Annotated in this window: 23 protein-coding genes; 12 read left to right on the top strand and 11 right to left on the bottom strand. The window is 44.5% G+C overall.

All coding sequences use genetic code 11. The annotated features are described in order from the left end of the window. Positions 1-139: 139 nt before the first annotated feature. Together CAL7507_RS12030 and CAL7507_RS12025 are read right to left on the bottom strand one after the other, a co-directional pair. Positions 140-1201 carry a WD40 repeat domain-containing protein gene (locus CAL7507_RS12030; protein ID WP_015128751.1) on the bottom strand — a complete coding sequence of 354 codons (1062 nt, stop codon included), beginning with the start codon at positions 1199-1201 and terminating at the stop codon, positions 140-142. 61 nt (positions 1202-1262) lie between these two features. Continuing rightward, positions 1263-2234 (bottom strand): GTP-binding protein, encoded by a 972-nt coding sequence (locus CAL7507_RS12025; protein ID WP_015128750.1) that lies wholly within the window; start codon positions 2232-2234, stop codon positions 1263-1265. A 146-nt stretch (positions 2235-2380) separates the two neighbouring features. Here CAL7507_RS12025 and CAL7507_RS12020 point away from each other — a divergent pair, with 146 nt between their 5' ends. Both CAL7507_RS12020 and CAL7507_RS12015 read left to right on the top strand, forming a co-directional pair. Next, positions 2381-2659 carry a BrnT family toxin gene (locus tag CAL7507_RS12020; protein WP_015128749.1) on the top strand — a complete coding sequence of 93 codons (279 nt, stop codon included), beginning with the start codon at positions 2381-2383 and terminating at the stop codon, positions 2657-2659. Beyond that, entirely contained in the window at positions 2622-2900 is a 279-nt protein-coding gene (locus tag CAL7507_RS12015) for a BrnA antitoxin family protein (protein ID WP_015128748.1), read from the top strand. Before CAL7507_RS12020 ends, CAL7507_RS12015 begins: the two co-directional genes overlap by 38 nt. A 63-nt stretch (positions 2901-2963) precedes the next feature. Here the strand turns inward: CAL7507_RS12015 and CAL7507_RS33400 are convergent, their stop codons facing one another. Further along, positions 2964-3098 (bottom strand): hypothetical protein, encoded by a 135-nt coding sequence (locus tag CAL7507_RS33400; RefSeq protein ID WP_255348336.1) that lies wholly within the window; start codon positions 3096-3098, stop codon positions 2964-2966. Between the two features lie 55 nt (positions 3099-3153). On the opposite strand from CAL7507_RS33400, the gene CAL7507_RS12010 reads away from it, so the two are divergent. The 4 genes from CAL7507_RS12010 to CAL7507_RS11995 all read left to right on the top strand — a co-directional run bounded on the left by CAL7507_RS12010 (position 3154) and on the right by CAL7507_RS11995 (position 8512). Then, positions 3154-6474: a CHAT domain-containing tetratricopeptide repeat protein gene (locus CAL7507_RS12010; RefSeq protein WP_144051211.1), complete on the top strand. Its 3321-nt coding sequence runs from the start codon at positions 3154-3156 to the stop codon at positions 6472-6474. 150 nt (positions 6475-6624) lie between these two features. Then, positions 6625-6999 carry a hypothetical protein gene (locus tag CAL7507_RS12005; protein WP_015128746.1) on the top strand — a complete coding sequence of 125 codons (375 nt, stop codon included), beginning with the start codon at positions 6625-6627 and terminating at the stop codon, positions 6997-6999. 42 nt (positions 7000-7041) lie between these two features. Continuing rightward, on the top strand, positions 7042-7605 hold the full coding sequence (locus CAL7507_RS12000; RefSeq protein WP_015128745.1) for a Uma2 family endonuclease: 564 nt from the start codon (positions 7042-7044) through the stop codon (positions 7603-7605). 31 nt (positions 7606-7636) lie between these two features. After that, positions 7637-8512: a hypothetical protein gene (locus CAL7507_RS11995; RefSeq protein WP_015128744.1), complete on the top strand. Its 876-nt coding sequence runs from the start codon at positions 7637-7639 to the stop codon at positions 8510-8512. 69 nt (positions 8513-8581) lie between these two features. On the opposite strand, the gene CAL7507_RS11990 is transcribed toward CAL7507_RS11995, so the two are convergent. Continuing rightward, positions 8582-9463 carry an alpha/beta fold hydrolase gene (locus CAL7507_RS11990; RefSeq protein WP_015128743.1) on the bottom strand — a complete coding sequence of 294 codons (882 nt, stop codon included), beginning with the start codon at positions 9461-9463 and terminating at the stop codon, positions 8582-8584. 124 nt (positions 9464-9587) lie between these two features. Continuing rightward, on the bottom strand, positions 9588-10028 hold the full coding sequence (locus CAL7507_RS11985) for a SufE family protein (protein ID WP_015128742.1): 441 nt from the start codon (positions 10026-10028) through the stop codon (positions 9588-9590). A 384-nt stretch (positions 10029-10412) separates the two neighbouring features. Between CAL7507_RS11985 and psaK the strand changes: the two genes are divergently transcribed. Further along, on the top strand, positions 10413-10673 hold the full coding sequence (psaK, locus tag CAL7507_RS11980; RefSeq protein ID WP_015128741.1) for a photosystem I reaction center subunit PsaK: 261 nt from the start codon (positions 10413-10415) through the stop codon (positions 10671-10673). A gap of 926 nt (positions 10674-11599) precedes the next feature. On the opposite strand, the gene CAL7507_RS11975 is transcribed toward psaK, so the two are convergent. Then, on the bottom strand, positions 11600-11965 hold the full coding sequence (locus tag CAL7507_RS11975) for a hypothetical protein (protein WP_015128740.1): 366 nt from the start codon (positions 11963-11965) through the stop codon (positions 11600-11602). A gap of 321 nt (positions 11966-12286) precedes the next feature. Here CAL7507_RS11975 and dapB point away from each other — a divergent pair, with 321 nt between their 5' ends. Both dapB and CAL7507_RS11965 read left to right on the top strand, forming a co-directional pair. Continuing rightward, complete coding sequence (gene dapB / locus CAL7507_RS11970) at positions 12287-13123, top strand: 4-hydroxy-tetrahydrodipicolinate reductase (RefSeq protein ID WP_015128739.1); 837 nt, start codon at positions 12287-12289, stop codon at positions 13121-13123. Between the two features lie 26 nt (positions 13124-13149). Beyond that, entirely contained in the window at positions 13150-13842 is a 693-nt protein-coding gene (locus tag CAL7507_RS11965; RefSeq protein ID WP_015128738.1) for a hypothetical protein, read from the top strand. 155 nt (positions 13843-13997) lie between these two features. Here the strand turns inward: CAL7507_RS11965 and CAL7507_RS11960 are convergent, their stop codons facing one another. The 5 genes from CAL7507_RS11960 to CAL7507_RS11940 form a co-directional block, all read right to left on the bottom strand. Beyond that, complete coding sequence (locus CAL7507_RS11960) at positions 13998-14627, bottom strand: precorrin-8X methylmutase (protein ID WP_015128737.1); 630 nt, start codon at positions 14625-14627, stop codon at positions 13998-14000. A gap of 252 nt (positions 14628-14879) precedes the next feature. Beyond that, complete coding sequence (locus CAL7507_RS11955) at positions 14880-15689, bottom strand: TPM domain-containing protein (protein WP_015128736.1); 810 nt, start codon at positions 15687-15689, stop codon at positions 14880-14882. A gap of 430 nt (positions 15690-16119) precedes the next feature. After that, positions 16120-16662 carry a DUF948 domain-containing protein gene (locus tag CAL7507_RS11950; protein ID WP_144051210.1) on the bottom strand — a complete coding sequence of 181 codons (543 nt, stop codon included), beginning with the start codon at positions 16660-16662 and terminating at the stop codon, positions 16120-16122. A gap of 11 nt (positions 16663-16673) precedes the next feature. Beyond that, positions 16674-17054 carry a YtxH domain-containing protein gene (locus CAL7507_RS11945; protein ID WP_015128734.1) on the bottom strand — a complete coding sequence of 127 codons (381 nt, stop codon included), beginning with the start codon at positions 17052-17054 and terminating at the stop codon, positions 16674-16676. Between the two features lie 129 nt (positions 17055-17183). Continuing rightward, the gene (locus tag CAL7507_RS11940) at positions 17184-17498 is read right to left on the bottom strand and encodes a hypothetical protein (RefSeq protein ID WP_015128733.1); all 315 of its coding nucleotides are present in this window, start codon (positions 17496-17498) and stop codon (positions 17184-17186) included. A 602-nt stretch (positions 17499-18100) separates the two neighbouring features. On the opposite strand from CAL7507_RS11940, the gene CAL7507_RS11935 reads away from it, so the two are divergent. The 3 genes from CAL7507_RS11935 to CAL7507_RS11925 all read left to right on the top strand — a co-directional run bounded on the left by CAL7507_RS11935 (position 18101) and on the right by CAL7507_RS11925 (position 24408). Then, positions 18101-18715, top strand: a complete 615-nt coding sequence (locus CAL7507_RS11935) for a cysteine hydrolase family protein (protein WP_015128732.1) — start codon at positions 18101-18103, stop codon at positions 18713-18715. Positions 18716-19020: 305 nt separating this feature from the next. Then, entirely contained in the window at positions 19021-20487 is a 1467-nt protein-coding gene (locus CAL7507_RS11930; protein ID WP_015128731.1) for an ATP-binding protein, read from the top strand. A 135-nt stretch (positions 20488-20622) separates the two neighbouring features. Beyond that, entirely contained in the window at positions 20623-24408 is a 3786-nt protein-coding gene (locus CAL7507_RS11925; protein WP_015128730.1) for a carbamoyltransferase C-terminal domain-containing protein, read from the top strand. Positions 24409-24423: the final 15 nt, after the last annotated feature.

The raw sequence follows: 24423 nt of genomic DNA, 5'->3' as shown, positions 1-24423 counted from the left end.
CAGCATAGCCAAAAAATTGGCTACGTTCAACCGCGATTACTGAGACTAATGACCTTCAAATTTAGCAATTAGTGCCCATAATCAGTTATCAGTGAACAGTTATCAGTTATCAGTGAACAAATTGATAACTGTTCACTGATTATCTACGTCCAAAGCCTTGACCCTGCAAAGCTTTTGACCAAATGAGTAATTCGCCTTTTTCACCACCTGCGGCGAGAAATTTGCCTCCGGGATGCCAAGCTAGGCTGGAAAAACCACCGGAAACGCCTGTGAGTACTTGGGATATATCTTGTGCTTGATTCCACAGACACAGCCAGCCATCGGCGGCGGCGGAAGCAAGCAGCAAGCTTTGAGGTGCAAAGGCGATCGCATTAATCACATCCACATGATTGGTTAATATTCGCGCTTCCCAACCAGCCGATTCATCTTCTAGCTTTTCCCAAGCCACAACACCTTCAACGCTGGAGGAGGCGAGGATTGGCGCACCAACTTTAGTGGTAGCCTCTGACCATGCTAATTGACGAATCTTCCCAGGGAAGCCACGCATTACCCAAGGGTCGGGGTTTCCCCATTCTAAAACGGTGACACTGCGATCCATGTTTCCGGAAGCGAGGAATTTGCCATCGGGTGACCAAGCCATCGCCACGCTGACAGTAGTCATATCCAGGATGTATGGTTCTTCATCCCAGTTTTGAGTGTCCCAAATCTTGACCCCTTGATAACCACCAATGGCTAAATACTGCCCGTCTCTGCGCCAATCAATACTTAATACAGATGAGTTTTCAAAATTTACAGTGTTGACAATATCAAGGGTTTGTGCGTCCCACACTTGCACATAACGCCCTAAACTAAAAGCCAGTTGATTATTGGTGTGATTCCAAGCTAGCTTGTCAACCCATGCAGGGGCATTTTCTAAAGTGGCGATTAATTCTTGTTTTCGCCAAATTTTCACCTGTCCATCCTGTCCCCCAACTGCTAAAAATTGCCCATCCACAGAAAAGGCAACACAATCTACTGATTTACCATTGCCAGTTTGCAAGGTGGTGAGGTGGCCATTGTTCCATAATACTACTTCCCCGGCAGCAGAAGTTGCAGCTAGGGTTGTGCCATCGGGTGACCAAGCGATCGCAGTCACATAATCTGCAAGTGTCCCCGAATAATGGTCTTCAAATTCCTTCGATTTGCTGGTTGTGGTGTTCATATTTTTGCAGAAGGGGAATTGGGCAATTACGAATTACGAATTACGAATTACGAATTACGAATTACACTAGACAAGCGAGAAAATCTTGTTTAAGTTTGGCTTCATCAAGATTGCGACCGATAAAGACTAATTGGTTGTTACGGGTTTCGCTGTCTTTCCAGGGGCGGTCTGGTTTGCCATCAAAGATCATATGCACTCCTTGGAACACAAAGCGATTATCTTCCCCGGCAATATTTAAAATACCTTTCATCCGGAAGATGTCAACGCCTTGGGTACGTAGTAACTCGGAGAGCCAAGTGTTTAATTTTTCTCCATCCAATGCGCCTGCTTCCACAAAAGCCACAGAATACACGCTTTCATCATGGACGTGGGCGTCTTCGCCTAAGAAATTGGGGTCAATTTCCAAAGCGCGATCGAGATCAAAGGCTCTCACGCCCAACAGCGCATTCATATCTAGTTCTGAGTTGCGGGTATGATAGATTTTAGCCAAAGCATTCATCCCCCGAATCCGCTTCTCTAACTCTTCTAGCACTTCTGGGGTAACTAAATCAGTTTTATTTAAGAGAATGACATCAGCAAAAGCAATCTGTTCTTGGGCTTCGTCTGCTTCCCAATGCTGCCAGATATGCTTGGCATCGACAACAGTCACCACTGCATCTAGAGAAAGTTGGTTTTGCAAATCTTCATCGACAAAGAATGTCTGAATCACTGGCGCGGGGTCAGCTAGTCCAGTAGTTTCAATGACTAAATGGTCAAATTTATCACGCCGCTTCATCAAATTGCCAATGATGCGAATCAAGTCGCCCCTCACTGTGCAACAGATACAGCCGTTATTCATCTCAAATATTTCTTCATCCGCATCGATAACCAGTTGATTATCAATACCCACTTCCCCAAATTCATTGACGATGACGGCGACTTTCTTACCGTGTTCGTAGGTGAGGATGTGATTGAGTAGAGTAGTTTTACCCGCTCCGAGATAACCAGTTAACACGGTTACAGGTACTGAATTCGATGTTTCTGAAGCAATCATAGTCTCAAAGCAACTTTAATAAGTTCTTGATAATCATTATCCGCCTATGATAGCGCTTTGATACTCTCTGCCAGTCGTTAGGCATTTGTTCAACTTTGGCGCATACAGGATAATAAAGACAGTCCAATTAGCGTATCCAGCCTTTCATGCAGTTTGAGTGGGATGAGGCAAAGAATTTAGAGAATATTCGCAAGCATGAGATTGATTTTGCCGATGTTCCTGAAATGTTTGAGGGTCCAATGCTGATTGAGCTAGATGATCGTTTTGACTACGGCGAAGACCGTTGGTTTGGTATAGGTTTCCTCGGTAACGGTGTAGCGGTCGTAGTTTGGACGGAACGACAAAGTGACATAATTCGGATCATTTCAGCACGAAGGGCAAATCGATATGAGCGGCAAAGACTTGAGCAATACCTCTCGTACTAATTGGGCGGCATTAGAGGGGATGGATGATGAAGGGATTGATTACTCTGATATTCCACCGTTGACGGAGGAATTTTTTGAAAAAGCTATTCTGAGAATTCCTGCACATCAAGCACAGCAGCTAGTGCAAATTGAGCCTGATGTTTTGCAGTGGTTTCAGGCTCACGGCGGAGAATATAAAGCTTTAATCAACTCGATTTTGCGTCAATACATCGAAAGTCATGGCGAACAGTCAGCAGTATAATCTTATGTCCGCCTAATTAGTGCCCTAGTTGTCACCACTTTAAAGACCGCCACTTAGAATGCATCAACTGTCATTGATAACGGGACGACGTTCGTTGATAACGGGACGACGTTTGTTGATAACGGGACGACGTTCATTGATAACGGGACGACGTTCATTGATAACGGGACGACGTTCGTTGATAACGGGACGACCCATTGTAGGTGTGTAGCAAAAATTTCAGGAAAAGCTCATTCTTGCCTTGTAGTGTTTTTTGCAACGGTTGGAAAAGCGATCGCAGTTACTAAATCTAAATATCAGGGTAAAAATCGCTGTCAATTCCCAATCTTTGACTATTAGGAAACCTCTGATTATGGATGAACAAAGGATGCAGGCTTATCGGAGGCTGATTGAGCAACTTTTTGATTGCACTAATGGGGAAGAATTAGCAGCAATATTGCAGCAGCACGCTAAGTTGATGGATGCAGAGTTATTGGCGGTGATGCAGCAGTATGCGGCGTATCTGGATAGTCAAGGCGATGGGAATGCGGCACAGTGGCTGCGGGGAATGGCGGGACAGTTGGTAGAAGCAATGGGAATCATGGATGCTGGGGCAGAGGAGTCACCGAAAGATTCAGAGCAGTTTTTGCGGGCAGTATTACAGCTTGTGGTAGATAGCCAAAGCGATGCCCAACAAGTTTATCCGTTTTTAGAACAGCATCAAGGCAGGTTGAATGAACAACTAATGCAAACTTTGCCGAAAGTGGCAGCCAGTTTGCTAGTGGGCGAATCAGACCAGCAGCAGGCTGTAGCATATGTTCTCGTTGAATTTGGCAACTTGATTCAACAATTTCCCTTAGGACAACGCTGGCTGAACCTGGAATTGGGCATCACCGTTTATCAACTCGCGCTGCAAGTTTATACCCGTGAAGCCTTTCCTATTGATTGGGCAGCGACTCAGAATAATCTTGCAGCAGCCTACCTTTACCGTATCAAAGGAGAGAAGGTTGATAATCTCGAACAAGCTATTAGCGCCTCTCAACTCGCCCTGCAAGTTAGAACTCGTGAAGCCTTTCCTGTTGATTGGGCAGCCACCCAGAATAATCTGGCAATTGCCTACCTTTACCGCATTAAAGGCGAGAAGGTTGATAACCTCGAACAAGCTATTAGCGCCTATGAACTCGCCCTGCAAGTGAGAACCCGTGATGCCTTTCCTGTTGATTGGGCAGCCACCCAGAATAATCTGGGACTTGCCTACAGCGATCGCATCAAAGGGGAGAGGACTGATAATCTCGAACTAGCTATTAGCGTCTATCAATTCGCCCTGCAAGTTAGAACCCGTGAAACTTTTCCTGTTGATTGGGCAGCCACTCAGAATAATCTGGCAAGTGCCTACCTTTACCGCATCAAAGGCAAGAGGGCTGATAATCTCGAATTAGCTATTAGTACCTATCAACTCGCCCTGCAAGTTAGAACCCGTGAAGCCTTTCCCCAATCTTGGGCACAGACCCAGAATAATCTAGCAGTAGCCTACAGGGAGCGCATTAAAGGGGATAAGGCTGATAACCTCGAACTAGCCATCAGCGCCTTTCAACTCGCCCTAGAAGTTTATACCTGTGAAGCCTTTCCAGAAGATTGGGCAATGACCCAGAATAATCTGGCAATTGCCTACAACGATCACATCAAAGGGGAGAGGACTGATAATCTCGAACTAGCCATCACTGCCTTTCAAATCGCCCTGCAAGTTTATACCCGTAAAGCTTTACCTATTGATTGGGCAATGACCCAGAATAATCTGGCAAATGTTTACCTTTACCGCATCAAAGGCAAGAGGGCTGATAACCTCGAACTAGCTATCAGCGCCTATCAACTCGCCCTGGAAGTTTATACCCGTGAAGCCTTTCCCAAGGACTGCCAAATGACTGCGCGCAACCTCGGCAACCTCCACTTTGAGCAAAAAACCTGGGCAGAAGCAGCTAGTGCCTACACCAATGCCCTTGAAGCAGGCGAAATCCTCTACCAATCAGCCATCCTGCTTGATGGCAGAGCCGCCGAACTTGCCGAAACTAATACTTTGCCGCGCCTTGCTGCCTATGCCCTCGCCCGTAGTGGGGATCTGCAAACGGCTGTCCTTACTATAGAACAAGGTCGCGCCCGTGGACTCAGTGAAAGCCTAGATAGGGACAGAGCCGACCTCACTCAACTTCAGCAACTCGCCCCCAGCCTTTATACTCAATACGTAGATACAACCAACCAACTCCGCAACCTCGAAACCCAGCAACGTCTGCGGATGACTTCAGACGATCGCTATAGTCTCACTCCCGAAGCCCTCCGTACCCAAGCCCTACAACTACGCGAAACCTTGACGAAAATCATTGAGCAAATCCGTCAAGTTCCCGGCTACCAAGACTTTTTGACTCAACCCAGCTTTGATGACATCCGCCAAGCACTTCGCCCTAACATTCCCCTCATTTACCTTATGCCCACCCCTGCTGGTAGTCTTGCCCTGATTATCACCCAAGACGGCATTGATGATCTTTGGTTAGATCACCTCACCGAAAATAGCCTACGAGAACTACTCAATGCCTGGTTCGATGCTTATGATGAATCACACAAATCACAAACCAAGCATCAGGCTTGGCTAGACGTGATTGACCAAGGTACTCGCCAACTCTGGCAACCTCTAATGTCTCCCCTAATCAACCACCTCCAGCAGCGCCACTTCCAGCAAGCCACCCTTATTCCCACAGGTTTCCTCAGCTTGCTTCCCCTCCACGCTGCCTGGGTGGAAGATTCTACTACTCCGACTGGCAGGTACTACGCCCTCGATGCCATCCACTTTACCTACGCCCCCAATGCGCGATCGCTCTCAACGGCTCAGGAAATCGCTCAAAGGACTGTAGCAGATTCCATACTAGCGATTGATGAACCCAAACATGAAGGCGCTCGTCCTTTGCCAAGTTCAAACCGAGAAGTTCAAGTGGCGATCGCCACTTTCCAAAATTTCCAAGTTTTCACTCAAGAACATGCAACCAGAAAGGCTGTTCTCGCTGCATTACCCCATTACAAAATTTTGCACTGTTCTTGCCACGGCAACGCTGACCTGCTGGAACCTCTCAAAAGTGGTCTTGCTATGACAGGTGAAGGTGAAAAAGCCATCCTTACCCTACGTGACCTCCTCGACCTCAAACTGCTGGAAAATAACCAAGGTGGTATCCGCCTCGCCATTCTCTCCGCTTGCGAAACTGGATTGCAAGGAATTGAACTGGCGGATGAAGCCATCAGTCTACCCACAGGCTTACTGCAGGCTGGTGTTGCGGGAGTCGTCGCTTCCCTCTGGTCTGTTTCCGAGATTAGTACAATGGTTCTACTAACTCGGTTTTACACACTTTGGCGTGACCAGCACCTAGAACCATCACAAGCTTTAATCACAGCCCAAAAATGGCTCCGGGATACCGAACCGCGTGATGTAGTTGCTCACTGTGAAACATTCATTCCCGAACTTGCATCCAGAGAAGGGGCTTTATATCGATCGCTGCGATTGGACTTCTCCCATCCCTATTACTGGGCAGCCTTCAGCTACATGGGAGTTTAAATCAGTTATCAGTTATCAAAGGTATGGTGGGGGACTTAGACAAATTCTCTACAATCCAGCAACAGTTCCAATGTCAGAAACCCTGGTAAAATCTGGCTTGCTTAATTACGAACTACGAATTACGAATTAATATTACTTATTGAAGCAACTATGACTGATAACCTCTCAATTTTTGAAACTGCTCTAGCTATTCGTCCCCACCTCTCGCAATTACTGGGCACTGAAGCAGGAGAAGAGATGCGTCAACAACTTGACCAACTCCTACAACAGGTTCAATCTGGAGAATCCATCGAGAATTCCATCTGGGACTTATTGACGGAAACAAGAGCAACTCGCAACTGGGTAACGCAATTTCAGCAAACGAATGCAACTCAAAAAGGATTCAATCCACTAGCTGGTGATATGTCTGATATTTCTGCACACGAATTTAAATGTCCTCAGTGCGATTACACTTGGTCACGCGATCGCATCGGTCGCCCTACGCCCCAGTGCCCCATTCACAATGTTCCCCTCGAACCTGTTTAACCACAACGATACAATACTCACACCCACGCACCCCAAACGGCAATGGTTCAAACTCCTGCCAAACCCTTGACCCTCGATGAATTTCTCAAGCTACCGGAAACGAAACCTGCCAGTGAATTCATTGACGGTCAGATTATCCAGAAACCCATGCCCCAAGGAAAACACAGTACAGTTCAGCTTGACCTTGGTTCTGACATCAACCAAGCACTCAAACCGGGACACATCGCCCGCGCTTATTCGGAACTCCGTTGCACTTTTGGTGGTAGGTCGATTGTTCCCGATATTGCAGTCTTTACTTGGGAACGCATTCCCCGCGATCAAAACGGCACGGTGTCCAATACCTTCGCCATCGCCCCCGACTGGACGATAGAAATCCTTTCCCCCGACCAAAGCCAAACCAAAGTTATTCGTAACATCCTGCACAGCCTCGCCCACAGCACCCAAATGGGATGGTTGATTGACCCAGAAGAGGAACTGGTGTTTGTTTATTTTGCCGATCGCACCCTCGCCGTTTATGAAAACCAGAGCGATCGCTTACCCGTCCCTCCCTTTGCCGAATCCTTCAGCCTCACTGTTGGTAAACTCTTCAGTTGGCTAACCGAATAGCCCCAGCCCTATCAACTCTCTCGATCGCACCATGTCCGCAAAATTCCTGGAAAGCTTTGGCAGCAAACTCGCCGAACAATGGGTTGCTACCCTCCTCACCCCCGCTTTTGTCTTTTGGGCAGGAGGAGTCGCCGCCGGGCTACAGCGCTTCGGTTGGAAACCTGCTAGCACTTGGTTCAGCCAACAACCCGAACCCCTACAAATCGCTCTCCTAGTCGGGATTTTCTGCCTGATTGTCGCCTCTGCCTTCGTGGTGCAACGCTTCGATTTGCCTGTGCTGCGGTTTCTAGAAGGGTACTGGCATCCCTGGCTGCGTCCTTTGCGGCGTTGGTTAATTGCTAGGGAAGCGAAACGCAGTCAACGGATTAGCGATCGCTGGCAAGCACTTAAACGCCTTAATCCCGCCCAACTCACTGCCGAACAGCGCGATGAACTGATCCAACTTGACTGGCAGCAACTCCATCTACCCCTACCCAACCAACTCATGCCCACTCGCCTGGGCAACATCCTCCGTGCTGCTGAACAGCGCCCCCTGGAAAAATATGGATTGGATGCGATCGTCTGTTGGTCACGCCTGTGGCTTCTCCTCTCTGATGCCGTCAAAAAAGACCTGCAAGAAGCCCGCGCTGACCTCAACACCGCCGCCCGCTTCTGGCTGTGGAGTCTGCTATTTATCGTCTGGACAATTTGGGTATGGTGGGCGGCTCCGGTAGGCATCATCTCCACCATCTTTGCTTATTACTGGGCACTTGATGCCGCCAGAAACTATGGTGAACTAATCGAAGCCACCTTTGACCTGCACCGCCATCTACTTTATCAATCTCTGCGCTGGAATTTGCCCCCCGATCCAAATGAAGAACGTCGTGTGGGAAGGCAATTGACCGAATACTTATGGCGGGGCTTCTGATTTTAGGGCTAGCGATGTCTGACGACAAGCCGCTCCGCGTCTACGTCCCCAGTCCCTAGTTCATGATGGCTACTTAGTTAAAAAAGGTAAGACAGCCTCTGAAACGAGCGCGGGGTATTCTTCATGCAGTCCCAGAGAGCCGGGAATTAAGGCGCTGCTGACACCGGGTAACGCTGCTAATGCATCCATTTCTGCCCGTGATTTGGGTGGGCAAGATTTGCCAATTAATACTAACAGTGGTACTGTGAGCAATCGCCCAAGTTCGAGAAAATCAGATTGGTGGTGTACAGTATCCAGATTACCTGTGACAAAGGCAGCAGAACCAAATCGTGCGCCTGATTGTTGAGTGGTTTGCCACTTCTTGTCAATGAAACTGGGTGTAACTTTAGCCGCATCTGCGTAGACGTGGCGGCGGTACATAAAGCTTAAGAATGATGGTGTGGTATTGAGTTGATAGAGGGCTGGGCCGATAATAGGCGATCGCACCAATCCTCTCACTACACTAGCTATCTGCTGACTAGCCCCCATTGTCGGCAAAGGCCCGCGCCAAGTTGGAGCTAGCAATACAATCTTCGAGAAAACAGTCGGCTCTTTTACAGCTAGTTGCAGCACATAACCAGCCGCATGTCCAGCAGCAACTACTATAATTGCCTGATTAAAGACAGACTTAACAAAATCTGCTAAAAATTGCTGATAAAGCGCTGGATTATAATCTAAACTGGGGCGAGAAGATTCACCAAACCCAGGCCAATCAACGGCTACAACTTGAAAGTGGGGAGCTAGTAACTGAGCAAGTTCACCCATTTCTACTCGTGTAGAAACACTGCTGAAAGCTGGTAGTAGCAAAAGTGGTGAACCCTCTCCGGTGGTTTCATAAACAACACGCAATTGCTGATTTTCCCAATTCCAGAAATAGTCTTTAATCACTCCACGAAATTTGTCATTTGTCATTTGTCATTTGTCATTTGTTAAGAGTCAAGGGTCATTGGTGAACAGCTATTGCCTATTGCCTATTCCCTATTCCCTATTGCCTATTGCCTATTCCCTATTGCCTATTCCCTATTCCCTATTCCCATCAATTAGCTATATCTAACTTACATTCCAATGCCTTTTTTTGCATGGTTTTGAAAATATTATAAAATCCATTAGCGCGGGAAGGTGTCAAGCTAACATTTAAACCAGTTGCTTGAATAAAATCTGGTGTAAGTTGAATAATTTCTGTTGGTGTTAATCCATTTAATCCTTCCACCAGAAGCCCTACTAATCCTTTGGTTAATTGGGAATCAGAATCTCCCTGATAAGAAACCTTACCATCGTCTAGAGCCGCTGTAACATAGACTTGAGAAACGCAGCCAGGAACTTTATTTTCTGGTAATTTATCAGACTCGGGAAATTCTTTGAGTTTCTGAGCATACCAAATTAGCTGTTCATACCGTCGCTTAGGTTCAGCAACCCGTTGGAAACGTTGAACAATTTTAGCGAGAGCAGGCGGTAAGGAATCTGTAGAAGAAGACATAATAGCAGAAAGAAATAATCGGTTGTCCGTAGCTAATGGTTAGCATTGTTGCAGAGTACGAACCGGTCTGTGATGTTTGCAGGTGTACTACTTTCCATTTTAGCGATCGCACAGCGTACTGCCTCCCCATAATACAGGTTTTCCCATCCCTCAAAGGCGCGAGAAGGACAAGAAGAGTCTACTGTTGTCGGACATAAGGGGGATGAGGGAGGTGTGGGAAGTGTGGGAAAAATAATCTATATACCCAATGCCCCATGTCGCTATATATGAAGTAGTGAGAATAACTGTTAAATATTGATGCGAATTAGGGATGTTTTCTTGAATTTTGTGGGGAAATATTCAGATTATATTTTAAATGATTAACAAATTTCAGGAGCCAATCAGGTGTTGAACTCGACCTTACTAGCTGCTGCAACCGCACCCCTACAATGGAGTCCAACTGTAGCGGTGATTATAATTCTCGCCAATATCCTTGCCATTACCTTTGGCAAACTTACCATCAAGTACCCCAGCGTTGGACCAGCACTACCATCAGCCAACTTATTTGGTGGTTTTGGTTTACCTGGGCTACTCGCAACCACCGCCTTTGGTCATATCTTAGGCGTTGGCGCTGTCCTCGGACTACATAACATCGGTAGAATCTAAATCTTTGCCGATGTCCTCTTGCATGTAATTAGGACTTACGCATTGACAGTAAATATTAAACATGCTGGGTTTTAAAAACCACACATGTCGTAGGGGCACAGCACTGCTGTGCCCTCCATAGCATGAGTCTCTTTACGATAAAAGTTGGATTAATAAAAGCCTGAAACGACTTATTTTCGTAAATTCATACCATGCTTAATTTGTACAGTGCGTCAGTCCTAGTAATGATTTTTTGTCTCCAATCGAAAGCCAGAGAATTAACTCTCCGGCTTTTTTTTGCTCAGTACTAAAACTAAGTTAGGACTTACGCACTGTACAAAAGTATCATCTTGTGTATCAACGTAAATACCTTATTTCAGGCTTTTGTAAACCCACTTTGTTGATTGCGATCGCTTGCTGGAAAACCGAAAAATCAAGGTCAAAGCCCTGGAAAGGATACCCCCTATTTTGATTTTTCTGTCAATGCGTAAGTCCTATAAGTTAGCCCTTTCAAGGTGGTGAAATTCGGAACGAAAATTGGTTATTTCAACCTTTAAAAATCCCAAAATCTGAGCGGATAACTTAGGATGATCACACTAAAGCAACGTATCTTCGTTTGTCACCTTGAAAGGGCTAGTCCTATAAGTTACAAAATCGATTACCTTTTTTTTATTGACACCAGATTTATACCGTTTCTTTGTGAAGCTGCATATAATTCACCCCCCGGCTATCGCCGTCCCCCCTTACCAAGGGGGGACTACAGGGGGGTATTATTATGTGCATCTTCATACAAAATAGGTATTAGGATTTATAGCGGGTTTCAAGTTGCTGGAGTACACAGCCATTATCTCAGAGCCAGCCATAAAACCTGTTTCACTCCTAACTCCTGAATTCTGACTCCATCTGTAAAAATACTAATCTTGCCACACCCCTTGTATATTAGGCAGTTAAATAGGCATCGGAGCCAAACCATGCAAACCACGTACAGCATTGATGCAAACTGGACAATCACAGCCAAACAACTTGATAGCCTCATCACTCTCAGCCTCAGTGAATTCTAATTCAGCAGGCTGATTTGGTTGCACCTGCGCTACTGTCATTTCTGGTTTAGCTGTAGAGGTAGAACTATTGCTAACTTTTATACATACCTGAGTAATAGAAGCCGAGTGTGGGGATCGCACACAAGAAAGATGAGTACCAATTGGGTTGACTGCTTGACTAGCGTGAGCTGGTTTAGTCATCATAACCATAGACAACATAGACGCAAACAGTGCTGGGCTGGAAAGTAAGGAAAAGGCAAATTTTTTGTTCATCTAAGTCCTAAATTTGAGTAAATCGAGATGCGATTTATCTTTACCACATGAATTATTTGTGGGTCAGTCCATCTTAGACAAATTTTCCTAAGATGACTCCATTCATGAAGAATTCCATCCCTACTTCGGCAAGATCAGTAGCTGCTTGTGGGTGGAGTTTTTGGTCATTGGGAAGAGTGAAAAGGCAAGAGTAAATCAGGGATGGGGGAAAATTGTCATTGCTTACTTCCCCATATCCTTCTACTTCTTTCAGAAGCGCTAGCTAGAAGAGTACCAAAGTCTTTACAATTCCCTTGTGAGTACAAAAATGTTACTAGAATTATGACGAATCAAGCTCCTATCCCGGTTATTATCAATGGTGCTGCTGGTAAAATGGGACGTGAAGTAGTAAAAGCAGTAGCCCAAGCACCTGATTTAAACCTAATGGGTGCAATTGATACCAGTCCCGAACTTCAAGGTAGAGATGCTGGGGAGTTAGCAGGTTTAAGTGAACCCTTAGAAGTGCCAATTACCAATCAATTAGAACCGATGTTGGGGTATGTAGCTGGCGAAAGAAAGGGACCGCCAGGGGTGATAGTAGATTTTACCCACCCTGATGCAGTGTATGACAATATTCGGAGTGCGATCGCCTACGGTATTCGTCCGGTAGTTGGCACCACCGGCTTAAGTCCAGAACAAATTCAAGACCTAGCAGATTTTGCCGATAAAGCCAGCACTGGTTGTTTAATTATTCCTAACTTCTCAATTGGGATGGTGTTGCTACAACAAGCCGCAGTTACTGCCTCCCGATATTTTGACCACGTGGAAATTATTGAACTGCATCACAACCAAAAAGCTGATGCGCCCAGCGGGACAGCCATTCAAACTGCACAACTCCTTGCAGAATTGGGTAAAACTTTTAACCCAGCAATTGTAGAAGAAACCGAAAAAATACCAGGCGCTAGAGGCAGCCTAGCCGATGAAGGGATTCGTATTCATAGCGTCAGGCTGCCAGGACTGATTGCCCATCAAGAAGTAATTTTTGGCGCAGCAGGTCAAATTTATACTTTACGGCACGATACGAGCGATCGCGCTTGCTACATGCCAGGAGTCCTACTAGCAATTCGTCAAGTCTTGCAGCTAAAGTCGTTAGTATATGGATTAGAAAAGATACTTTAAAGTTCCAATTCACTTACTCAGCACTAATGTTAGTCCCACTGACTCGCCAGAAATTTGAACAAATCATCCCCCTGATTGCCACAGGCCCCCAATACAAATACTACTGGGGAAAAGTTTCCAATTTTATACAGAGACTATTAGTTTCTGTGGTAGCCATAGTTGCGATTCTGCTTGTGAAAACCTTTTTCAGGATTGAGTTAGATTTAATAGTATTTGTGCTGGGGATATTTGCCGCTTTTTACTGGCTGTGGTATCCCGTGTTTCAGTCCAGTATCCGGAATCTAAAATGCCGCCGTTATAAATACAGCGGCTTTTTTCGAGGACGCATCTTAGACTGGTGGATTACAGACCAGTTAGTTGGTAAACAGGAAACCGTCAACAATAAAGGCGATTTGGTAATTGTAGAAAACCGAGAAAAGCGAATTAATTTAGAAATAGGTGATGACACAGGATTTAGCATTGAGTTTGATGCACCACTGCGTCCTGCTCACAAAGTCATTGCACGTGGGCAAATCGCTGAAATGATAGTCATGTCAAATCGCTCAGACTTAAGCACAATTGGGGAATTCAGTGATATATATATTCCCAGTCGTGACCTCTGGATTAGTGATTATCCTTACGTGCGTCAGGATTTCTTTAATGAAGTCAGTCGCCGCTTACGCCCAGATCAAGAAGACAAACCCCGTCGCCGTCCACGTCGCCCTAGGGTAGACGATTGAGCAAAGTTAGGATTATCGGCGCATCTTTCACAAGATTTTTTCACAAATTTGAATTCTAGCAGCGAAGCAATGAGTTGCTAGTAATTTTCCATAAGATGACAATGGATAGAAAAAATATGGCTAACTCCAGCCACTGTTAAATATACTGACTATTTTCAATTTCCCCTATTTCCATCTTGGCCGTAGGCTTGCCAAGCCAAGTCTACCAGCCCATCGACGATCGCCGCCGCCACAACCGCACTACCTTTACGGCTTTCAATGGTAATGTGTGGTACTAAAGAATCTTGCAAGCGTTCTTTAGCAGCATCCACATCCAAAAATACCACCGGGGTAGCAATAATCAAAGCAGGTCGAATTTCTTCAGATTCAATTAAATCAACCAGTGTAGTCAGCGCTGTTTGTGCTTGACCCACCACAAAAATACCCTCTGGATAACGCTTGGCTAGGGTTTCTATGCCCCAAGCTGCCCGAGTTTGTTCTTTTTGGGGTCGCGTCAGCGTTTCCATGCTGCAATACACCGGATTAGCAAAGGTGTTTTGAATGTCAGAGCTAATACCTACCTGCACCATCGGCACATCTACCACAATTGTGGTGCGCGCTGCTAGCGCTGCCGCCCCTGCTTGCAAGGCACGCTCAGAAAAGCGAATCAAAGACTTATACTCAAAATCAGCTGTGGCGTGTATCACCCGCCGGACAATCTCATATTCCGCTGGTGAAAAGACATGATTGCCAATTTCACTATCAATTATTGCCAAACTTTGAGCATCAGTTACGTGCCATTCCATTGTTGTTGAGCTTCTCCGATACCAGCTTTCAGCTTATCAGCTTCAGAGAGTACTGATACCAATTCAAAATTCAAAATTAAGAAATCTATCTTTGATCACGGTTTTAATATTAAAATCTGTCGCCTTCTTTTTTTAAGGCGGGAGAGAGGGGATAGAACGATGGGTGGACAACCAGTGAGGAGAAGCAGGGAGAGGGTGGACAAAAGAAGATTTAAAGTTCCCCTTTCCTGAACTTCGCCCCTCTGCTGAGTGTCAAGATTCAGTATTTGGAGAAGACCGGGTAAAAATTGGAGACAGGTAAGCAACCAAGGCGCCAATGAGAAAACCAACGATATTGCGAACTAGAGGTAGCCATTCACTAGTACGCGTCACTACTGGCCCAATACCGAAAGCGAGAAACAGAATTCCCCACAAAGGAGAGAAAATTAAAGCCCATTGCCAAGCAAAAACTTGTCCTTCTCGCTGGGGTTGAGCTGCAAATCCGCAAATCACCCCACCAATGACTGAGGTAATGAGAGTGAGAATCCACTGTTCTCGTGGTAGTCCAGGAACGACGTTACAACCACCCTGAAGCAGACAACCTTTAACTGAATCTAAAGCCTGCAAGATGGCTTGGTCTTCACCTTGTTCTCGCACAAAGTACAAATTCCCAAAACGTGTTTGTAGTTCTATCCAGAAAGTGCGGGGTAAAAGTTCATAAACTGCATCCCCAACACTAAAACTGAGGATGTTACCGCCACGAGAATCGGCAACTAAAAGGATACTTTTGTCATCCAAACCCCAAAAATTAATGACTGCACGGCCAGGAGTACGGTCATATTGGGTCAAAACGCGCAGTTTCCAGCCAGTTGCGGTTTCAAAACTCTCTAAATCTTGAACAAGCTTTTGTTCTTGAATATCGGTAAGAGACTTGGCTAAGTCTACGACTGGAGTAGCAGTTTTAGGTAGCAAGTCAGGATTTTCATAAGCAAGTGCGCTTGGAGAATGCATCACCCAAATTGACCCAGCTAAGAAAAATATTGCAATGGATACCAGAAATTTTCGCCAAAAACAAGACTGCATGGACGTTTTTATACAAATATCAACGGTAGAGGTGAACAAGTTGTTTTAAAAGAATACGGGAAAAGTGAGACTTTGTTACACTTGTTTACTTTACTCTAATCTTGAGGATTTAATCTATAAGTTCAATTGGCATTGGTCAAGAGTTAAGGGTCAAGAGTTAAGGGTCGAATGGCACTAAGATAACCCCAACGCCTTGTGTCGCATCGTTCCCAGGCTTAAGACTGGGAATGTATTTCTAGAGGCTCTACCTCTTGTGGCTAGATTATAGGCGGAGGTTCCCAAGATGAGTTCCCCGCCTGGAAGCTGGAAACCAGTCACGGACAGGACTATATCTTAACTTAGTGCCATTCAGTCAAGGGTCAAGAATCAAGAATTATTCCCCCAATCCCCAGTCCCCAATCCCCAGTCCCCAGTCCCCAATCCCCGATAGTCAGTCTTCATCATCAAAATTGTTGTTCCAGTTAGCAGATTCACTGTAAGCATCCTTAGCGCTGCGGACAGCATCTGCCTTTGTGCGGCGGTGTTCCTGTCTGAGTGCTTCTCGTTCTGCTAATGTTAAGTGTGATTTTTCAGGTGCTGGTAGACGTTCAAGCATTCGCCGGGGAGATTTTTGCCGTGTGAAGGTTTTCCAGGCGGTTTTCACACCTACAAAGAGGCTGCGTGTACCTGATTGAAGATTTTGGGCTTGTCTTCGCGCACCGTCTAGACTTTTATCAACTTGTTTCACAACCTGACTAGCACTTTTGACACCTTCACTAACATCTTCTGTTAAGTCAGTGAGTTCTAAACCAGTTTTGCGGATAGCGTTTAGAGTCGGAGGTAAGTCTCGTGAGAGGGTATCAAATAGCTTTTCTGCACTGCGTGCTGCTCGTGCTAATTCCTGCAATGCAGGTATAGCCACCACCAAAACAGCAGTTAGACTGGTGGCGACTAAGAGGATGGACATTCCCAGCCAAAACAGGGGATCAATCACGATTATGCGGTCTATGAACGTTCAAGATGCTGGGGAAGAGAATCTGAATCTTCCAGTTTCTGAGTAGCGGTACTCCTGGTTTCTACAGCGTTTTGCCGTTTCAAGACTTGACCTTCACGCTGACTGGCTTCTATACCAGATGCGATCGCTTCCTTCAATCGCTCCAAAGTCTCATCCCAGTTTCGCAATGCATTTACAGATAGACGGTCTGCCTGAATCTGCACACTTGTTGATAAATCTTCTGCCAATTCTGGTAAAGCATCGGCAGATTTTTTTAAAAGTTTACGGGTTTCACGCCCTGTGCGTGGAGCAACGAGCAAACCGGTCAAGGCCCCGATAGTCGCCCCTACCATTAAACCGCCAATAAATACTCCAGAACGGTTGTTTGACATCTTGATTGTTTCTCTCCTTAACACCCATTTTAGGTGGGTTTTATCCCCTTGCAAGACCTAAAATGATCTTATTTACTTAAATCTATCGTGGCAATATATCAGCTAGAAATGTTACTTTTGTGCTTTAGATCATTTTATTGCGGTCTTTTTCCCAAAATAGCGCTGCCAAATTTGCCGTCCCAGAAGCAGTAGGCTGAGAATTTGTCGCACTTGTTGGATTTGCATTTGGAAGGCTTGGTTTTTCTGTTGTAGAGTATAAATATTCTGTTCGCTAGTATAAATATTTTCAGGTACTTTAGATAATACTGCATGGCTACGGCGTTCATAGGCAGTTAATCTATCTGCTATCCGACCTAGACGCTGCTTTAGTTTCCACACTCGCCAAGCTATATAGAGTAATGCTAGCGAAATGAGAGTGTTAATTACGACAACCACCGTTACCATTATATACCTTCACAAATGTCAGCTTTCAAGAATTGTTTGATGTGTTTCTGACTTCATAATAGTGGTCAGGAGTTAGGAGTCAAGAAGAGGTAGGGGAGCAGGCTTTCTACGGGGTAGGTTATCGATGCGATCGCTAAACATGAACTGTAAAATTAGCCGCAAAACTAGCCTCCTCCGTCAACGATTTTAGAGGAGATTAGGTTTTTGAATTATGTAAATTTAGCTTAAACTATCTTGATGGCCATTGATTCCTTTTGGGATCTTTAACAAAAAGAAACATTATTGGGGCGCTGGAAAACAAAAAATTCAGTAAAGAAAAGTGAGTAGGCTATGGCGATCAGCAACTCAGCAGGGAAATATCAGCCTCCTGCATTGAGTTTATCTTCATAGAAAATTTGTGCTATCCCAGCCGAATTTCAAAGTAATTACGGATTCAGGTTATTAAAAGCGACTGGTAGAATTCTAATAAATAGACAACGGTGGCGTTTCCATCACTACATTTTTGATCGTGTAGTGATGGAAGCGCTACACTTGCCATTGACTAAATCTCACAAAAAAATAGCCAATTTCTCCTAATTTACCTTAACTTAATAGATACACAAATGGAATCCCAAAAGACAGCACTTATTTTAATTGGATATCAAAACGATTACTTTTCACCAGATGGAGTTTTATATAAAGTAATTGAGGAGTCATCAAAAGTTACAAACGTTATAGCGAACACAGTCCATCTGCTTAAATGTCTCGCCTCTTCACCCACACTAATTGTGACAACTCCGATATTCTTTACCCCTAACTATGAAGAATTAATCGAACCGATTGGTATTCTGAAAACAATTAAAGAAGTAAACGCTTTTCAGATGGGAACTCCCGGTTCAGAAGCAATTGCCGAATTACACTCTTTTGAAGACAGAATTTTGGAAGTACCTGGTAAGCGAGGGTTTAATGCCTTCATCAATACAAATCTTGATCAAATTCTCAAACAGCGAGGGATTACAGATATCGTTCTAGCTGGTGCAGTGACATCAATATGTATTGATTCCACTGGACGAGCTGCTCACGAAAAAGGCTATCATGTGACAACTTTGTCAGATTGCACATCAGCTCGTACTGTTTTTGAACAAGAGTTTTACTGTAGCACTGTTTTTCCTCTCTATGCACAAGTAATGACCAATAGAGAACTTTTAGAACGCCTGAATTTTACAGTTTACATATAAATAATGGGTTTATATTTAAATGATTTTAATTTAAAATTATTCCGCGTAAGTTACTCTAATTAAATAATGTGAATATAGAGGAATCGCCCGGCTTTTTGATTTTGTTGTAGCTTGATTTTTCTTGAGTATAACTTTGACAACAACATGATTTTACATCTTCTCTAAATGTTATTCATGTCTAAAAATAGAGTAGCTGAGAAGTCATATTAAACAGTAAACAGAGAAAATGTTTTAAATTAGACATAGGTTTAAGACAAAAAATAATCATTTATGTCAGTTCATTCAAATAGAATAATCATCTACTTATGAAGCCAGAGTTTTTAGCTGACAATGAACTACACACACAGATTCAATACCGTTTAATCGAACAAATTTCGGAATCTGAACGACGATATCGGGAGTTGGTTGAGAATCTGCGTGAAATTGTATTTAAGTGTGATAAATCAGGAAATATTACACTTCTGAATAAAGCCTGGACGCTAACTCTAGGATATGGTTCAGCGGAATGCTTAAACCGACCAATAGATGACTATCTTCATGCTGAAGATCGGGATCTTTGGTTGAGTTTTCTGACTCAGATAGATAGTAAACAAGACCTTAACTGTCAAGAATTACGGTTTCATCATAAAGATACAGAAATTGTCTGGCTAGAGTTATCAGCTCGTTCTGAAGATCAAGGAGAAATCTCTGGCTCTTTAACTAATATCACTGATCGTAAACGGGCACAAGCTGCTCTGAAAGAAGCAAATGCTGCATTACAGATGCGAATTGAGCAGCTACGGTTTGAAAACCGCGAACGCAAGCAAACAGAAGCTACACTCTTACAATCAAGAGAGCAGTTAAAGCAGCAAAAACAGCAGTTAGAAGCAACTTTAAAAGAACTCAAACAAACCCAAACGAAACTGATTCATGCAGAAAAAATGTCTGGTTTAGGACAGTTAGTTGCTGGGATTGCCCATGAAATTAACAATCCTGTCAACTTTATTCAAGGCAATATCACCTATGCAAATGAGTATGTCCGAGATTTATTGGATTTAGTTAATCTTTATCAACAGCACTGTACCGCTCCCATCAAGGAGATTCAAACAAAGATAAACAAGATAGAACTGAATTTTTTGCAAGCTGATCTACCCAAACTCATGTCTTCAATGCAAATGGGAGCGGATAGAATTGGCGAAATTGTACTCTCACTCCGTAATTTTTCCCGCCTAGATGAAGCAGAGATTAAACCTGTTGACATTCATGAGGGAATTGACAGTACTTTAATGATTTTACAAAGCCGTCTTAAGGGTTTGAACAAACACCCCCTCATTGAGGTGATTAAAAACTACGGTGAATTGCCACAGGTAGAGTGTTATGCAGGACAACTTAATCAAGTATTTATGAACTTGATTAGTAATGCAATAGATGCTGTTTTATCTCGATGTACAGATGAAATGATCAATGAGGAATTTCACAATCATACTTTGCGAGAAAGGGATGGTGAATTATCTGCTTTTAAACCCAAGATTCAAATTCACACTGAAGTCATTAGTGAGGATTATGTCGCAGTGCGGATTATTGACAATGGCACTGGTATGACTGAAGTGACCAGAAAGCGAATTTTTGATCCATTTTTTACTACAAAACCTGTAGGTAAAGGTACAGGTTTAGGTCTTTCGATTAGCTACCAAATCATCGTCGAGAAGCATGGCGGAGTATTGGAATGTTCTTCGGAGTTAGGTCAGGGAACAGAGTTTTTGATTCAGTTGCCGATTTTGCTCTCACGCTAAAACTTAATTTTTACACTGAGTGAATAAAAACGATTCCCTCTAATCGTGATGGCAATCTGACAAGACTCTTTTGCTGGGAATAGTTTGGCGGAAATGTTCAGTTTAGCAATGGTTATGGAGTGAAGAGATAAAACAATGACACAATATCACATGGGGATTAATTTAGGACATGAGCGCTCAGTAGCGATCGCTAAAGATGGTGAAATTATCGTAGCAATCGAACAAGAACGCCTTGACCGCCACAAATTTAGTCCTGGCTACATGCTTCATGCGCCTGGTGTAGCGGCACAAATGCAAATTCCCGCTGAAGCCGTTCGTTACTGTTTGGACACTTGCAACATCACCTTGAGTGATTTGGCAACAATTACGGCAAACATGCCTGGACATGATTGTGCGCCCGACATTCTGCGTCGAGTTCTCCCTACAGAAATCGCGGATAAGGTGATGCGAATTCCTAGCCATCACTTAGCCCATGCTTACTCAGCTTACTGGCCTTCTGGATTTGATGAAGCTCTCATCTTGTCTGTAGATGCAACAGGAAGTACTACCCCTGCTCATTGCACTGAATCTTATACCCTCTACGAAGGACGAGGACAGACAATTACAACGCTGCATAATGAGACGGTTGCAGCTCATTTGGCTCAACTCTCAACCCTCGGCTTTGTTTATGAATACATCACACGTAAAGCTGGGTTTATCACTCAAGTTGGTGAGAAGATTCAGCACGCGGAAGCCGGCAAACTCATGGGTTTAGCTCCCTATGGGAAAGATCAACCTAACTGGCATCCTTGGATTCAAACTGAAGAAGATTCCTATAGCCTGAAAATTTCCGCCTACGATATCTTTTTGGAAGTTACCGCCCTAGAAAAACGCTACGACAATCGGGAAGGTAAACCCTATTTGCGGCCTTATTTAGTTGACTTAGCTTATAAGGTGCAAAAAGAGCTAGAGCAAGCATTAAAGCATATTGTCGGTTTGGCAATCAAACGAACTGGATTAAGAAAGCTCTGTATTGCTGGTGGTGTGGGCTTAAACTCCGTTGCGAATTATGAACTGTTGCGATCGCTCAAACTGGATGATATTTTCATTTTCCCAGCCGCAGGTGATAGTGGGATTGCTGCAGGTTGTGCCCTTTGGGCATACAATGCCGCAGGTGGAGGACAGAAGCGAGTCACCTTGACTCGGGCTACCCTGGGGCGTGCTTACGACTCCGATCAAATCTTGCAGGCCATCCGACACTTCCAAGACTCAATTGAGTTTGAGGAGTTAACGGCAGAGGAAATGATTGCTCGGAGCGCTCAAGCATTGGCACAGGGTAGTATTGTCGCTCGTTTTGAAGGGGGTGCAGAGTATGGGCCGCGTGCCCTAGGACATCGGTCAATCATGGCCGACCCTACCTTTAAACGGATGAAAGATATTCTCAATAAGCGGGTCAAGTTCCGTGAAGCTTTTCGTCCTTTTGCACCAGTCATTCCCCTAGAAGCCGTTTCCCAGGTGTTTGAGCAAGAGGTCGCAGCACCTTTCATGCTACTTGTATCACCAATCAAGGCTGAATATCACGAGCAACTCCCTGCTGTCACCCATATAGATGGTACAGGGCGGGTGCAAACAGTCACTGAACAAGACAATCCCTATTTTTATCGATTGTGCTACAAATTGCAGGAGGAACGACAGGGACCACCTGTGTTGGTGAATACAAGCTTTAATGTGGCGGGACAGCCAATTGTGGAAACGTCCTTAGAAGCGATCGCTACTTTCTTAGGTACAGATATTGATTATCTAGCGATCGAAAACGTGTGGATCTCTAAACGAAATGTCCCTGTTCGTAGCTATGAGGATCACCTGGCAAAGGTTGGTGAGGTTGTGCTTCCTCATGGGCTTCCCCCTGATGCTCCCGATGTCACCGATTTAATGGCAAAGTTGGATCAAGCACTATTCTTTGGCGATACGGTGGGCTGTCCTTGGTCTGTTGAAGAGTTGCAGGTACTCTCAAATCAAGGCGCTCAATACAAAGAAACAAGTGTACTCTTCCCTGAGACTCCTTTTTACGGTTCTTTGCAGACCAAACTTTCAAGTGATGTGATTCTGCTACTAAATCCTTTAAGTAAATCTACCCTAGTCGATCTCAAGCAACAAGTACCACCCTCAAGCTACACTTTTGCAGAAATAAAGTTGTTACTGTCTGTTCTCAATGCTCCCGAAGGTTGGTTAGAAAAAATGCGAGTCGAGTTGCGTCAGACTCACTTTGAATTCAGTCAACAGATTGAATGGGCGAACCAACAATTACGGACTTACAGGTTGGAACCTGCCTATCCCTACGTTAAACCTTTACCTGAAGATTCAGCGCTATCCTCCGCATCAGATCAAGTCTTTGCACCTTTTATTCATGAAAACTTCTCTGCACGCCGCATTCTCCGCAATCTGTATGTATGTCTAGAACAAGCAGGCTACAACGAAGCGAATATTTGTAAGTTACTAGGTGTTCCCTCGCAGCAACAAATTGAGCCCACATATCTGCACTACTACGATCGCTATCAACTACCCCAATCTATACTAGGAGATTTAATTCGCCTATTCTTACTGCGGAGTGCATTGACAGCAGTCAGACTGCAAGAAATCTTTGGGGATGAGTTATTCTCAACCTTATGTAGTCTGGGTATGTTGATTCAGCGTGGTGGAAATTGGGCATCAAGGGTCGATTTATTTGCGATCACCGGACTGTATCTAGCTACAGACCATCGCTATATGATCATGGCAGAAGATGAGATTGATGAAGATGCTGTGATGTACGTAGGTATGGATAGCGTGGGATTGGTTTGCACGGCTCCTCAATATCCCGTCAATCGAGTTTTGGATCTCTGCTGTGGTAGTGGCATTCAAAGCTTAGTAGCAAGTCGTTATGCCACAGAAGTGATTGGAGTCGATATTAACCCAAGGGCAATCCGCTTCGCCCGGTTTAACGCTCAACTCAATGGGATACATAACGCTCAGTTCTGCATAGGTGATCTCTACGAAGGTGCTTCTGGCTACTTCGATACAATTTTGGCAAATCCCCCCTTTGTTCCCAGTCCTAGCCAAGATTGCGGCTTCCGTGATGGCGGCGTAAACGGTGAAAATATTTTGGCTCGAATCATTTCTGAGAGTTCAAAGTACCTTGCAGCTTATGGCAGGCTGTTTATTGTTACTGATTTGGTGAATATCAAAGAGTATGAGTCGAAACTAGAAGGCTGGTGGCAGGGAGGACAAGCCCATAAATTGGTGTTGAGTACTGCTGATCGCAATGATATTCTGTTCTCTGTTCCCCACTGTCATACTGCCTTTAATCAGTCGTTGGAACAATACAATATAGAGCTAGATCAGTGGTTACAGAACTTCCATACCACAGGTTTAAGAGCAGTCAATTTTGGCTATATCCTCATTTGTCATATAGATCCTACTCACACAGGCTCTTATTACAGTCGCACCATTCACAATCCGAGCCAGCCAATTCACCAGCAAGTGCAGGAGTATTTCCACCAACGACAGTTACTAGAAGTACCCGATCAGATCCAAAGCTACTTTCTGGCGCTGTCTCCTGATTTGCGATTCCGACTAGAAACCAGTCCCAGAACTGGAGAACGGCAAATTGAGTTATTCTCCCCGAATAATCCTTATTTCACGACTTATCCAATTAGCGAACAAATGTATCGCCTATTGCAGGATATCAATCAATGTCAACCTCAATGGTTGGCTTATGCAACAACAATTAATCAAGATTGGCTCTATGAATTGATTTACAAAGGCATTCTTTACTTAACTCCCGAAATTCCTAATGCTAACCGGAATCGACGATTGAACGATCCCGCTCCCACAGAAGGATTGAAAATTGAAGAGTTGCAAACCAAAACAACCCCAACTTGTGTTTCATCTTATCTACGCTAGATGAGAGGGTGGTGA

The organism is Calothrix sp. PCC 7507 (assembly GCF_000316575.1).
Taxonomy (GTDB): Bacteria; Cyanobacteriota; Cyanobacteriia; order Cyanobacteriales; family Nostocaceae; genus Fortiea.
This window is presented reverse-complemented; position numbering and strand designations above follow the sequence as displayed.

What these genes read in the sequence shown, in the direction of transcription:
- CAL7507_RS12030 (WP_015128751.1), bottom strand. Translation starts at nt 1,201, where the DNA reads ATGAACACCACAACCAGCAAATCGAAGGAATTTGAAGACCATTATTCG.
- CAL7507_RS12025 (WP_015128750.1), bottom strand. Translation starts at nt 2,234, where the DNA reads ATGATTGCTTCAGAAACATCGAATTCAGTACCTGTAACCGTGTTAACT.
- CAL7507_RS12020 (WP_015128749.1), top strand. Translation starts at nt 2,381, where the DNA reads ATGCAGTTTGAGTGGGATGAGGCAAAGAATTTAGAGAATATTCGCAAG.
- CAL7507_RS12015 (WP_015128748.1), top strand. Translation starts at nt 2,622, where the DNA reads ATGAGCGGCAAAGACTTGAGCAATACCTCTCGTACTAATTGGGCGGCA.
- CAL7507_RS33400 (WP_255348336.1), bottom strand. Translation starts at nt 3,098, where the DNA reads ATGGGTCGTCCCGTTATCAACGAACGTCGTCCCGTTATCAATGAACGT.
- CAL7507_RS12005 (WP_015128746.1), top strand. Translation starts at nt 6,625, where the DNA reads ATGACTGATAACCTCTCAATTTTTGAAACTGCTCTAGCTATTCGTCCC.
- CAL7507_RS12000 (WP_015128745.1), top strand. Translation starts at nt 7,042, where the DNA reads ATGGTTCAAACTCCTGCCAAACCCTTGACCCTCGATGAATTTCTCAAG.
- CAL7507_RS11995 (WP_015128744.1), top strand. Translation starts at nt 7,637, where the DNA reads ATGTCCGCAAAATTCCTGGAAAGCTTTGGCAGCAAACTCGCCGAACAA.
- CAL7507_RS11990 (WP_015128743.1), bottom strand. Translation starts at nt 9,463, where the DNA reads ATGACAAATGACAAATTTCGTGGAGTGATTAAAGACTATTTCTGGAAT.
- CAL7507_RS11985 (WP_015128742.1), bottom strand. Translation starts at nt 10,028, where the DNA reads ATGTCTTCTTCTACAGATTCCTTACCGCCTGCTCTCGCTAAAATTGTT.
- CAL7507_RS11975 (WP_015128740.1), bottom strand. Translation starts at nt 11,965, where the DNA reads ATGAACAAAAAATTTGCCTTTTCCTTACTTTCCAGCCCAGCACTGTTT.
- dapB (WP_015128739.1), top strand. Translation starts at nt 12,287, where the DNA reads ATGACGAATCAAGCTCCTATCCCGGTTATTATCAATGGTGCTGCTGGT.
- CAL7507_RS11965 (WP_015128738.1), top strand. Translation starts at nt 13,150, where the DNA reads ATGTTAGTCCCACTGACTCGCCAGAAATTTGAACAAATCATCCCCCTG.
- CAL7507_RS11960 (WP_015128737.1), bottom strand. Translation starts at nt 14,627, where the DNA reads ATGGAATGGCACGTAACTGATGCTCAAAGTTTGGCAATAATTGATAGT.
- CAL7507_RS11955 (WP_015128736.1), bottom strand. Translation starts at nt 15,689, where the DNA reads ATGCAGTCTTGTTTTTGGCGAAAATTTCTGGTATCCATTGCAATATTT.
- CAL7507_RS11945 (WP_015128734.1), bottom strand. Translation starts at nt 17,054, where the DNA reads ATGTCAAACAACCGTTCTGGAGTATTTATTGGCGGTTTAATGGTAGGG.
- CAL7507_RS11940 (WP_015128733.1), bottom strand. Translation starts at nt 17,498, where the DNA reads ATGGTAACGGTGGTTGTCGTAATTAACACTCTCATTTCGCTAGCATTA.
- CAL7507_RS11935 (WP_015128732.1), top strand. Translation starts at nt 18,101, where the DNA reads ATGGAATCCCAAAAGACAGCACTTATTTTAATTGGATATCAAAACGAT.
- CAL7507_RS11930 (WP_015128731.1), top strand. Translation starts at nt 19,021, where the DNA reads ATGAAGCCAGAGTTTTTAGCTGACAATGAACTACACACACAGATTCAA.
- CAL7507_RS11925 (WP_015128730.1), top strand. Translation starts at nt 20,623, where the DNA reads ATGACACAATATCACATGGGGATTAATTTAGGACATGAGCGCTCAGTA.